Origin of the sequence: Salinibacterium sp. M195 (assembly GCF_019443965.1) — a bacterium.
In the GTDB taxonomy this organism is placed as follows: Bacteria; Actinomycetota; Actinomycetes; order Actinomycetales; family Microbacteriaceae; genus Rhodoglobus.
The window spans coordinates 1,984,677-1,996,966 of record NZ_CP040814.1 but is presented as its reverse complement, the minus strand read 5'-3'; the positions used below and the strand labels follow the sequence as shown (position 1 = coordinate 1,996,966).

Annotated in this window: 9 protein-coding genes; 2 read left to right on the top strand and 7 right to left on the bottom strand. The window is 57.2% G+C overall.

Features of this window, described 5'->3' with window-relative positions:
• Positions 1-82: 82 nt before the first annotated feature.
• The 5 genes from FFT87_RS09505 to uvrA all read right to left on the bottom strand — a co-directional run bounded on the left by FFT87_RS09505 (position 83) and on the right by uvrA (position 7,667).
• Entirely contained in the window at positions 83-709 is a 627-nt protein-coding gene (locus tag FFT87_RS09505) for a superoxide dismutase (RefSeq protein ID WP_219948504.1), read from the bottom strand.
• Between the two features lie 109 nt (positions 710-818).
• Complete coding sequence (gene whiA / locus FFT87_RS09500; RefSeq protein ID WP_219948503.1) at positions 819-1,799, bottom strand: DNA-binding protein WhiA; 981 nt, start codon at positions 1,797-1,799, stop codon at positions 819-821.
• A 45-nt stretch (positions 1,800-1,844) separates the two neighbouring features.
• Positions 1,845-2,720: an RNase adapter RapZ gene (rapZ, locus tag FFT87_RS09495; protein ID WP_219948502.1), complete on the bottom strand. Its 876-nt coding sequence runs from the start codon at positions 2,718-2,720 to the stop codon at positions 1,845-1,847.
• 12 nt (positions 2,721-2,732) lie between these two features.
• Positions 2,733-4,712, bottom strand: a complete 1,980-nt coding sequence (gene uvrC, locus FFT87_RS09490) for an excinuclease ABC subunit UvrC (protein ID WP_219948501.1) — start codon at positions 4,710-4,712, stop codon at positions 2,733-2,735.
• Between the two features lie 72 nt (positions 4,713-4,784).
• A complete protein-coding gene (uvrA, locus tag FFT87_RS09485; protein ID WP_219948500.1) occupies positions 4,785-7,667 on the bottom strand; it encodes an excinuclease ABC subunit UvrA in 2,883 nt (960 codons plus the stop codon).
• A 58-nt stretch (positions 7,668-7,725) separates the two neighbouring features.
• On the opposite strand from uvrA, the gene FFT87_RS09480 reads away from it, so the two are divergent.
• Positions 7,726-8,778, top strand: coding sequence for a glycosyltransferase (locus FFT87_RS09480; protein ID WP_219948499.1), 1,053 nt, complete (start codon positions 7,726-7,728; stop codon positions 8,776-8,778).
• 23 nt (positions 8,779-8,801) lie between these two features.
• Here FFT87_RS09480 and uvrB read toward each other — a convergent pair whose 3' ends face one another.
• Positions 8,802-10,874, bottom strand: a complete 2,073-nt coding sequence (gene uvrB / locus FFT87_RS09475; protein WP_219948498.1) for an excinuclease ABC subunit UvrB — start codon at positions 10,872-10,874, stop codon at positions 8,802-8,804.
• 34 nt (positions 10,875-10,908) lie between these two features.
• Positions 10,909-11,526, bottom strand: a complete 618-nt coding sequence (gene coaE / locus FFT87_RS09470) for a dephospho-CoA kinase (protein ID WP_219948497.1) — start codon at positions 11,524-11,526, stop codon at positions 10,909-10,911.
• A 39-nt stretch (positions 11,527-11,565) separates the two neighbouring features.
• Between coaE and FFT87_RS09465 the strand changes: the two genes are divergently transcribed.
• Positions 11,566-12,156: a DUF4126 domain-containing protein gene (locus tag FFT87_RS09465; protein ID WP_219948496.1), complete on the top strand. Its 591-nt coding sequence runs from the start codon at positions 11,566-11,568 to the stop codon at positions 12,154-12,156.
• Positions 12,157-12,290: the final 134 nt, after the last annotated feature.

Genomic DNA, 12,290 nt, shown 5'->3' with positions numbered 1-12,290 from the left:
AGACGCGTCGTGCTGTAGTGGTGGGGTAGTGCATTTAGCGGAGACAGGGCTAAAGCCGGGGCCTAACCCGGCCACGATGCCGCTACGAGAGTAGCAGCAGACCGTTTGTCTTCGAGCGCGCTGCGCTGAAGCGGTCTTGAACGTTGGCCCAGTCGACGATGTTCCAGAACGCCTTGACATAGTCAGCACGCACGTTCTTGTAGTCGAGGTAATACGCGTGCTCCCAGACATCAAGCATCAAGAGAGGCACTATTCCGGCCGGCAAGTTTCCTTGCTGATCGAAGAACTGAACGATGATTAGTCGCTCTCCAAGGGAATCCCACGCGAGTACGGCCCAGCCTGAGCCTTGAACGCCCATGGCGGTGGCGGTGAAGTGCGCGGTAAATTTGTCGAACGATCCGAAGTGGTCGTCGATCGCGCTTTCCAGATCACCGGTCGGCTTGTCGCCACCGTTCGGCGACATGTTCGTCCAGAAGATCGAGTGGTTGATGTGCCCACCCAGGTTGAACGCGAGGTCCTTCTCGAGCTTGTTGACATTAGCCAGATTGCCGGAGTCACGAGCTTCCGCGAGGCCCGTGATCGCCGCGTTGGCTCCGGTCACGTAGGCCTGGTGGTGCTTGCTGTGGTGAAGCTCCATGATCATTGCGCTGATGCTTGGCTCAAGCGCCGAGTAGTCGTACGAAAGTTCGGGAAGCGTGTAGTCAGCCATCTGAAGTCCTCCTAGAATCGTGAACCCCACGCGACGGGAGAGTACGCGCAGGCGAGATACTTCCAGTCTAACCACGTCCATACAACACTCGTGCCGTATGGATCGAACGCTAAGCTTCCTCCAACTCGGTGGGCAGATTCGCTTCAGTTCCCGCGATACCCAAGTCACTCGCACGCTTGTCGGCCATAGCCAGCAGGCGTCGAATGCGGCCGGCCACGGCATCTTTGGTCATTGGTGGATCTGCATGATGCCCGAGTTCGTCAAGACTCGAATCGCGGTGACTCAAACGCAATTCACCGGCGTAACGCAGGTGCTTGGGAACGTCGTCCGCCAAAATTTCTAGGGCACGCTCGACACGGGCGCACGCCGCGACCGCTGCCTGAGCTGATCGGCGTAAGTTCGCGTCATCAAAATTAACAAGCCTGTTGGCTGTGGCCCGAATCTCGCGACGTTGACGCAATTCGTTCCAGCTCACCACAGTGGTTTCTGCGCCCATGATGGTCAGCATCGTGCTGATTGCCTCACCATCGCGAACCACAACTCGGTGGACTCCACGCACTTCGCGTGCTTTGGCGGCGACTCGAAGACGCCCTGCAGCGCCAACAAGAGCCATTGCAGCTTCATTACCGGGGCAGGTGACCTCGAGCGCTGCGGAACGGCCTGGATCGGTCAAGGAGCCGGCAGCCAAAAATGCACCACGCCATACAGCAGCAAGCTCGCCGCGGCCGCCAGTGGTTACACGGTTGGGAAGACCGCGGATGGGACGACGTCGCGCATCCAAAAGTCCAGTCTGCCGCGCCAGTGTCTCACCGCCGTCAAGAACGCGAACCAGAAGGTTGTTCGAACGGCGGCCTCCGGAGGAAGCAACGCGCGAAACTTCTGAACGAACGCCATAGAGCTCGGCGATATCTCGACGAACGCGACGAGCCAGCAGCTCAGTTTCGAGTTCGGATTCAACCGCGATGCGTCCGGAGATCAGGTGCAGCCCACCGGAGAATCTCAATATTGTTGCAAGCTCAGCAGCACGCTCGGTGGTTTTGCCCAGCTGAATTCGTGCCAGTTCGTCTTTGACCTCAGCAGTTAATGCCACTAACTGGCCTTCCTTCCACGATGGCGGACCTCTTGGATGAGTAATCTACTCTCGTCCACGATCCCGATGTTTGATGCTTACGGCCACTCCGGGTAGACCACTGAGAATAGCTGACAGTTCTTCGGCTATCGCTACCGACCGGTGTTTGCCGCCGGTGCAGCCGATTGCGATCGTTGCATGTCGTTTATTCTCGCGCTGATACCCGGCGAATACAGGTTCAAGAGCTCGCGCGTAGTCCGCGACAAACTCCTGTGCTCCGGTTGCCCCAACTACGTACGCGCGGACTCTCTCGTCGAGCCCGTCTAGCGCTTTGAGTTCGGGGACCCAAAAAGGATTGGGTAAGAACCTGCAGTCAGCCACCATGTCGGCATCTGCTGGAAGTCCATATTTAAATCCGAAGCTCTCAATAGTAATACGCAATCCAGCATCATTCTCCGCAGAGAACTTTTCAATGATGGTCGTAGCGAGCTGGTGGATGTTGAGATCGCTCGTGTCGATGATGATGTCACTACTGGCACGAATCTCCGCCATTCGTGTGCGTTCGGCAGCAATTCCGTCGAGTGGCGTACCTTCCTCCTGAAGCGGATGAGGGCGACGCACCTGCTCGAAGCGACGAACGAGCGCCGCATCCTCGGCATCGAGGAAAAGAACTCTTAACGAAGTTGAGCCGCGGAGAGCCTTTATCGCTTCTTGCGCATCGGAGAAAAGCTTTCCACCACGCACGTCAATGACGGCCGCTACTCGAGGCAGTGAATCTCCAGCGCGGTGCGCCAAGTCGACGAGCGGCAACAGCATTTGGGGCGGAAGGTTGTCTACGACATACCATCCGAGGTCTTCTAAGGCGTTGCCAACAGTTGAGCGCCCGGCACCTGACATGCCGGTAACAATGAGCATCTCTTGCTGATCTGAAGCGGGTTTCATGGTGTGGTCAGACTACCCGAGGTCGGGGCCAGTGAGCTTATCGATTATGGCTTGAGCGGTAGTCGGCCCGATCCCGGGTACTTCGGCGATCGCTTCCGCTGAGGCTTCTTTTAGTCGAGCTACGGAACCAAAGTGTTGAAGGAGGGCCTTGATGCGCGACGGCCCAAGCCCCGGCACCGTCGCGAGAACTGAAGAGACGTCTTTCGAGCGCCGTTGACGTTGATGCGTGATGGCAAAGCGGTGTGCCTCATCTCGGAGTCGTTGGATGAGAAAGAGCGCGTCGCTGTTGCGAGGAAGAATCACCGGGAAATCAGAGTTCGGCAGCCAAATTTCTTCGAGCCTCTTGGCAATGCCAACAAGCTGAATGCCGGAGACTCCGGACTCCTCCAGTGCTCTCTGGGCTGCCGAGACTTGCGGCTGCCCGCCATCGACAATGAGCAGCTGCGGCGGGTAAGCAAACTTTGTCGTCGGCGCGGAAAGATCATCCGTTCCCGGTGGCGTACCGATTGGCGGAGCTGCAGTGCCAACGGGGATCCCAGCACTTCCGGCACGCTCCACACCCGTGTCGACCGTCGTCGGCGCGGGTGTGCCTGTCGGTAGGGTAATTCCGCTTGCGAGATAAGCGAGTCTTCGCTTGAGTACCTGATAGATCGAGTCGGTGTCGTCGGTGGTCTCGGCGATATTGAATCGACGATAGTGCTGCTTCTTGGGCAGTCCGTCCTCAAAGACCACCATGGATGCCACGACGTTCGTTCCGGACAAATGTGAGACGTCGAAGCACTCCATGCGCAAAGGCGCCTCCGTCATGCCTAACGCTTCTTGAATATCTGCCAGAGCCTGGGAGCGGGCGACAAAGTCGCCACTTCGTTTCGATTTGTAGAGCATCAAAGCGTTCTTGGCGTTCGTTTCGACAGTCTTCGCCAGCGCTGCCTTCTCCCCCCGCTGCGCAACGCGCAGTCGAGCTCGAGAACTCAGTCCCCGGCGTTGGGTCAACCACTCCTCAAGCGCCACGCTGTCCTCAGGCAACGCAGGTACGAGTACGTCCCGCGGCGGTGCTGTGTCGTCATAAGCGTTCTGAAGGACGGATTCCACTAGGCCAGCGAGGTCGACGTCGAGTTCTTTGTCAACAACCCAACCACGCACACCGCGAATCCGGCCCCCGCGCACCATGAACTGTTGCACTGCAGCCGCTAATTCATCATGCGCGATACCGAAGAAGTCGGCGTCGACATCCTCAGACAAGACGATTTGGTTCTTCGCTAGAGCGGTTTCGAGGGCGCCGATCTGATCGCGATACCGCGCGGCGGATTCGTAATCTTGGGTCGTAGCAGCCTGCGTCATGCGCTGTCGGAGGGAGCCGAGCATCCGCGAGTCATTACCGCCCATAAAGGAAGCGAAATCGAGCGCGATCGACTTATGTTCCTCGAGCGATACTCGGCCAACGCACGGCGCAGCACACTTTCCGATATCGCCGAGTAGGCACGGGCGCCCTGTCTGCTGTGCTCGCTTGTACACCGATGGAGAACAGCTCCGCATGGGAAACGCTTTGAGCATGACATCAACGGTGTCTCGGATTGCCCACGCACGCGAGTACGGGCCAAAGTAACGAGCGTTGGGGAGATTGCGATTGCGAGTCACGAGAACCCGGGGCACGTCATCGCCCATCGTTATTGCAAGGTAGGGATAGGACTTGTCGTCCTTGTATTGCACGTTAAACGGAGGATCAAACTCTTTAATCCAGGTGTACTCCAGTTGCAACGCCTCGAAATCGTTGCCGACTATCGTCCACTCAACATTTGTCGCCGAAAGCACCATGCGGCGAGTTCGTTCGTGGAGTGAGGAAAGCGGAGCGAAATAGTTACTGAGGCGAGACCGCAGGTTTTTTGCTTTGCCGACATAGAGCACTCGCTGTCGCTCATCTGTGAAACGGTAGACCCCTGGTTGGGCAGGAATGTCCCCTGCCCGAGGACGCCAACTGACTGTCTCCGCCATCTCGCTCCCCTTTCGCTCAGACGCTGTCGTTATGCCGAATTCGGTCAGTGCCGCAAACCTCGGGCGATTAGCCTAAACGCGGTTACCGCTGAGCACCTCGGAGAGGAACTGACCGGTGTGGCTATCTTTGACCTTTGCCAACTTTTCGGGAGTGCCGGTGAACAGTAGCTCGCCACCACCCGCGCCGCCCTCAGGCCCGAGATCAATGATCCAGTCTGCCGACTTGATCACATCTAGGTTGTGCTCAATCACGATGACAGTATTGCCCTTCTCAACTAGCCCGTTGAGAACCAAAAGAAGCTTGCGGACGTCTTCGAAATGCAACCCCGTTGTCGGTTCATCGAGAACGTAGATGCTTCGCCCCATTGAGCGTTTCTGCAGTTCGGTAGCGAGCTTTACGCGTTGCGCTTCTCCCCCGGAGAGAGTCGTTGCGCTCTGACCGAGCCGCACATAACCGAGGCCTACTTCTTCGAGAGTCTTGAGATAGCGGTGAATGCTCGAAATTGCTTGGAAGAAGTCTGCAGCTTCACTGATGGGCATGTCGAGCACTTCGGCGATGTTCTTCGACTTGTACTTCACGGCGAGGGTGTCGCGGTTATAACGAGCACCGCCACAGACTTCGCACGCAACATAAACGTCGGGCAGGAAGTTCATTTCAATCTTGATGGTTCCGTCACCGGAGCAGTTCTCGCAGCGACCACCTTTCACATTGAAGCTGAACCGGCCAGGAAGGTAGCCTCGTGCTTTCGCGTCCCCCGTCTCCGAAAAGAGCGTACGGATCTTGTCGAACACGCCCGTGTACGTGGCGGGGTTTGAGCGCGGTGTGCGACCAATCGGATTTTGGTCGACGTGCACGACTTTATCGAGGTTCTCGAGTCCTGTGATTCGGGTGTGCTTTCCCGGGATCTGTCGAGCTCCGTTGAGCTCGTTTGCGAGGACCTTGTAGAGGATGTCGTTGACGAGACTGGACTTTCCGGAACCACTAACGCCTGTTACCGCCGTAAAAGTGCCGAGCGGAAATTTCACGGTGACGTTTTTGAGGTTGTTCGCTCGCGCGCCCTCGACGACTATTTGACGTTCGCGATCGACCGGTCGACGTTTCTTAGGCGTCTCGATGGCTTTGCGCCCCGACAGGTAATCAGCAGTTATCGAGTTCTTGTTGTTGAGTAGGTCAGCATAGGAACCCGAATGCACGACCTCGCCGCCGTGTTCTCCTGCACCGGGCCCGATATCGACGATCCAGTCCGCGGTGCGGATGGTGTCTTCATCATGCTCGACGACGATCAAGGTATTGCCCAAATTCTTGAGCTTCACGAGGGTCTCTATGAGGCGACGGTTGTCGCGTTGGTGGAGTCCGATGCTCGGCTCATCGAGAACGTAGAGAACACCGGTGAGCCCTGAACCGATTTGAGTAGCTAATCGGATGCGCTGCGCCTCGCCCCCGCTCAGCGTCGCAGCCGCACGCGCGAGGTTGAGGTAGCTCAACCCGACCTCAACCAAGAACTCGAGTCGAAGCCGAATCTCACGCAGCACTTGGGCGGCAATACGAGCATCGCGCTCGGAAAGCGTGATCCCGTTCATAAATGCATAGGCGTCGCTGAGGCTCAGTTCGCAAATATCAGAGATATTGCGGTCGGCGACCGTTACTGCCAAAACTTCAGGTTTGAGCCGTTTGCCCTGGCACACCGGGCACGGAATTTCGCGAAGGTACGCGGCATGGCGCTGGCGTTGAACGTCTGTCTCGGCTTCGAGGTACTTGCGTTCGATATAGGGAATGACGCCTTCAAACCCTGTCGAGTACTTCATTTCCCGGCCGTAGCGGTTCTTCCACTTGACAGAGACTTTGAAGTTATTGCCCGTAAGGATTGCATCACGGACATCTTCTGGCAGCTCTCCCCAAGGGGTATCGAGCGAGAAATCTAGATCTTGAGCTAGACCGCCGAGAAGCTTTTCGAAATAGTTGTAAAGCCCTTTGCCAGAGTTCGTCCAGGGCAGGATAGCCCCCTCGGAGAGGCTGACCGAGTCATCGGCAATGAGAAGGTCAGCGTCGATCGACATGCGTGTGCCGAGACCTGAACACTCCGGGCAGGCGCCGAAAGGAGCATTGAACGAGAAAGTTCTTGGCTCGATCTCGGTGAGCTGAATCGGGTGATTATTGGGGCAGGAAAGTTTCTCGGAAAAGGAGCGCCACGCGGCATCGCCAACTTCGTCAACGAAATTGATTGCCACAGTGCCATCGGTAAGACGCAGCGCGGTCTCAAGGGAGTCTGTCAGCCGAGTGAGAATGTCGTCGTTAGCAACGAGGCGGTCCACCACAACGGAAATGTCGTGCTTGATCTGCTTTTTGAGTTTGGGGGGATCGTTTAATTGAATGACGTCGCCGTCGACCAAAGCTCGTGAGTAGCCACCCGAAGTAAGTTCGGCAAAGAGGTCAACAAACTCACCCTTCTTCTGAGTCACGACTGGACTGACGACTTGGTAGCGCGTACCGGGCTCCAGCTTCATCAGCTGATCAGCGATTTGCTGCACGGACTGACGTTCAATCTTTTCGCCACACACCGCGCAATGCGGCACGCCGATGCGAGCCCACAGCAAGCGCATGTAGTCATAAATCTCGGTGATGGTGCCCACGGTCGACCGCGGGTTGCGGTTTGTCGACTTTTGATCGATTGATACCGCCGGACTCAGGCCCTCAATAAAGTCAACATCGGGGCGATCAACCTGCCCGAGAAACTGGCGAGCGTAGGCCGACAGCGACTCGACGTAGCGGCGCTGGCCTTCCGCGAAAATGGTGTCGAAGGCAAGGCTCGATTTTCCGGACCCGGAGAGTCCGGTGAAGACGACCAGCGAATCACGGGGAATTTCGAGGTCAACATTCTTCAGATTGTGGACCCGAGCGCCGCGGACGCTGAGGTGAGAATTGGGGATTGACGGAACAGTAGTCACTCTAACCATTCTACGGAGACCACTGACATTGCCTGAACGTTTGCCCCTCACACGCGATAATGAGCAGATGCACATCGCGCACGTCACCAGTTTTTACTCAGTTTCCGCTCTTTCTCCGTCGAGTTTCGTCCAAGCTCGCGGCGTTGCCTATCGCGCGGCCGGACACGAATTTTCCGTTATCGTGCCCGGAACAGTTGCCTCTGTCGCGTGGACTGAATACGGAACAGTAATCACCGTCCCGGCTCGCGGTGCCGCGCTCCGCCGCGGATTCGTCCCGATTCCTCTCGCAATTCGGCGCGCACTCGAACGACTCGTCCCCGATCGCCTTGAAGTAGCGGACCGACTCAGTTTTCGCCTCTTGGGATCGTGGGCCCACGAGAACCATGTGCCGGCACTGCTGTTTGCCGACGATGTCCCCTCCAGTTGGGCCACCGATACTGCGGTGCAGAACTACGATCGCATTGTGTGTGGAGAGCAGAACATTGCCCCAGTCCCTGAAAATCTTCCTCGCGAGAAGCTCGTGTCAATGCGTCAAGGCGTCGACCTCGAGATATTTTCGCCCCTGCGCCACAATTCAGCCCTGAGGGACTCCAGCGGTGCCAATCTCATCCTGGTGTGCGCTGCCCCACTCACCGCGGCAGGTGCCGTATCGCTGGCGATAGACGTGGTCCGGCAATTAACCGCTCAAAGCATCGATGTGCATCTGGTGATTCTGGGCGATGGTCCACTTCGAAATCGGCTCGAACGAAGTTCCGAGGGACTCCCCGTGCAGTTTCTCAGCGCCCGGAACCAGAAACTTCATGAACGAGCCGAAGTGTTCGCCACCGCAGACTTCGTGCTCGTTACCGCTGGCGGGGTTGTCGGGCACTCCGTTGCCCTCGAAGCCCTCGCTTCAGGCACGCCCGTCATCGACAGTGGCAACAATCGGCACCCCCTAGACTTTCTCACTGGTGGTGGCACTGTCACCGCAGCTGACCCCGCTCACATCGTTCGTGCGGTGGCTGCGCTCAGTCAGGAGCCGGTAGAGAGCCGCCGGCTCGCGGCGAGAAGGAGTGCCCTCGAATTCGACGCGATGCCGCTCACGCGAGCAATGGTGACGCTCCACGAGTCGCTCCACTAGTTAGTGCTCGTAGTTAGTGCTCGCTAGCGGAGATGGCCGGCTTGCTCCATTTGTCGGAGTTCCTTTTTCAAATCCTGTACCTCGTCACGTAATCTGGCGGCGAGTTCGAATTTAAGTTCGGATGCCGCCTGCAGCATCTGCTCGTTGAGATCCGAAATGATCTGCTCAAGATCGTTACCACCGTTGGCCGCGATGCCTTCGCGCGCAAGATTCGGAGTCGGCGCACGCTTCTTGCCATCTCGATTGCGGGTGGAAAGCAGCTCGGCTGTGTCAGCGCCTTCACGGAGCAGCGCATCGGTAATATCGGCAATTTTCTTGCGAAGTGGCTGCGGGTCGATTCCGTGTTCGGTGTTATACGCAACTTGCTTTTCGCGACGTCGATCCGTCTCATCGATCGCGAACCGCATGGAGCGTGTAATGACATCCGCGTACATGTGAACTTCACCAGAAACGTTTCGTGCCGCCCGACCAATCGTCTGGATAAGAGACGTGGACGAACGCAAAAAGCCTTCTTTGTCGGCGTCTAGGATCGCGACAAGGGAAACCTCAGGAAGGTCGAGCCCCTCACGAAGCAGGTTGATGCCGACCAGTACGTCATAGACGCCCTGACGAAGCTCGGTGAGCAGTTCCACACGCCGCAAGGTGTCGACGTCGGCATGCAAATAGCGAACGCGAACACCGTGCTCCGAGAGGAACTCCGTGAGCTCTTCTGCCATCTTCTTTGTGAGAGTGGTGACCAGAATTCGTTCGTTTTTCTCAACTCGCGCAGTGATTTGTTCAAGGAGATCGTCGATCTGGCCCTTCGACGGTTTCACGACAATCTGCGGATCGACCAACCCTGTTGGACGAATGACCTGTTCGACTATCGAGTCGGTAATTCCCAGTTCGTACTTTCCCGGGGTTGCGGACAGATAGATTTTTTGACCGACGCGCTCTAAAAATTCTTCCCACTTGAGCGGGCGGTTATCGAGTGCGCTCGGTAACCGAAAGCCATGCTCGACAAGGGTGCGCTTTCGTGAGGCGTCGCCCTCGTACATAGCGCCAATTTGAGGCACCGTAACGTGAGACTCATCAATCACCACGAGAAAGTCGTCCGGAAAATAGTCGAGGAGACAGCTAGGCGGCTCCCCCGGTTGCCGACCATCCATATGAAGTGAATAGTTTTCGATTCCATTGCAGAAGCCGATCTGCTCCATCATCTCGATGTCGTAGGTCGTGCGCATACGCAAACGTTGTGCTTCGAGGAGTTTCCCTTGGCGCTCAAGCACGGCCAGTCGCTCGGCTAGTTCAATCTGAATCGACACGATGGCACTCTTGATAGTTTCCGGGCTCGCCGCGTAGTGCGTGCCCGGGAATACGGAGACGGCATCCATCTTCTTGACGATGTCACCGGTGAGGGGATGAAGTGAATACAGCGCTTCGATCTCGTCGCCGAACATCTCGATGCGAATGGCCAGCTCTTCATACACCGGAATAATTTCGATGGTGTCCCCGCGCACACGGAAGTTTCCCCGCGAGAAGTCATAGTCATTGCGTTGGTATTGCATTGCAACGAACTTGCGGATGAGCGTCTCGCGATCGATACGCATCCCCACTTGAAGCGCAATCATCGCTTCAAGATACGACTCAGCAGCTCCGAGTCCATAGATACTGGACACCGTAGAGACGACAACCGTGTCGCGGCGGCTCAAGAGTGAGTTAGTAGTCGAATGCCTCAGGCGTTCAACCTCAGCATTGATCGACGAATCTTTCTCGATGAAGGTATCGGTTTGTGGGATGTACGCCTCGGGCTGGTAGTAGTCGTAGTACGAGACAAAATACTCGACAGCGTTGTTGGGCATGAGGTCGCGGAACTCGTTGGCCAGCTGAGCGGCGAGCGTCTTGTTGTGCGACATAATCAGCGTGGGACGCTGCACTTGCTCGATCAGCCACGCTGTCGTCGCCGACTTTCCCGTTCCCGTAGCGCCCAGCAACACGACATCTGTCTCGCCGGCGTTGATGCGTTGCGCCAGCTGCCGAATCGCCTCAGGTTGGTCTCCCGAGGGGGAATACTCACTGATCACCTCGAACGGACGCACTGAGCGAGTAGGTTGCATTACTGAAGTCTAAACAAGCGCACTGACAACTTGGTTAGAGCGCGGTGCTGAGTCGGCGAACGATGAGGTCCCACACGTCGTCAGCGCGTTGTTGAGTATCGCCAAGCGTGCCGTCGGTGTCAATGACAAAATCGGCAACAGCACGACGTTGCGCTGACGTTGCCTGCGATGCGATACGCCCTTCGGCTTCGTCCCGAGTCATGGAGCGATGATCAATCAGGCGTTGTATCCGCACCTCAGGTGCTGCTTCCACGGTCGCTACTAGCGCGAATCGGTCGAGGGATTGCGCGGTCTCGACGAGAAGCGGGATGTCATAGACCACGATCGCGTTAGCATCCTCCCCCGCAGCATCGTCGAAGCGAGCTTGCGCAAGACGGCCTATCGCGGGATGCGTAATGCCGTTCAATGCGCGACGAGCATCGTCATCACCAAAGATCACAGCGCCGAGGGCTTGGCGATTGAGGGCACCATCGCCGTGGAGCATCTCGGGACCAAAACGTTGAACGATCTGATCCAGGGCTGGGGACCCGGGCGCGACGACTTCGCGAGCCAACGCATCCGCATCGACGATTACAGCACCGCGTTCCTGCCAGCGATGAGCAACCGTCGACTTTCCGGACGCAATGCCTCCCGTAAGCGCTATTAAGTGCATCCTCTAATGCTAGCCTCAGCCTGTTGAAAGGAACTCCGGATGCTTGAGGTGCTTACCGGTAGCGGTCTGGCTGTCGCAGCAGGACTCAATGCCTACATACCATTGCTGATTTTGGGGCTCGCCGGGCGGTTTTTCGATTTCGTCGAATTGCCGATTGCGTGGGCGTGGCTCGAGAATCCGTGGGTTATCGGAATCCTTGCGCTCTTGCTCGTCGTGGAGATCATTGCCGATAAGGTGCCCGTAGTTGACTCGGTCAATGACTGGATTCAGACCATCGTGCGACCGGCAGCAGGGGGAATTGCCTTCGGAACCGGGGCCGCCTCTGAGACGGCCGTAATAACTGATCCCGCCTCGTTCTTCACCTCGGATGCGTGGGTTCCTGTCGCAATCGGGATAGTGCTTGCATTCGGCACCCACGCTGCCAAAATGCTGGCGCGACCCGCACTCAATGCAGCGACCGCTGGCGCAGCCGCTCCCGTCGTGAGCGCAGCAGAAGACATCACAAGCATATTGCTCAGCGTTATGGCCCTGCTCATGCCTGTGATCGGATTTCTTGCCGTTCTCGGCCTCATTGTTATCGTCGTTGCGCGCGTGAGGCGATCCCGGCGCGTTCGTGTGAAGACTAATTAGAGACCTCTGCTTGCCGTGCGGGCTGCTCAAAGCGCCCGCGCCTCGGCGCCTCAAGCGCCAGATCTCCTCAACGTTCCTGACATGGTCTGACTGAATGCACGCAGACGATAATTGAGCTCCGTTAACGGACTGTG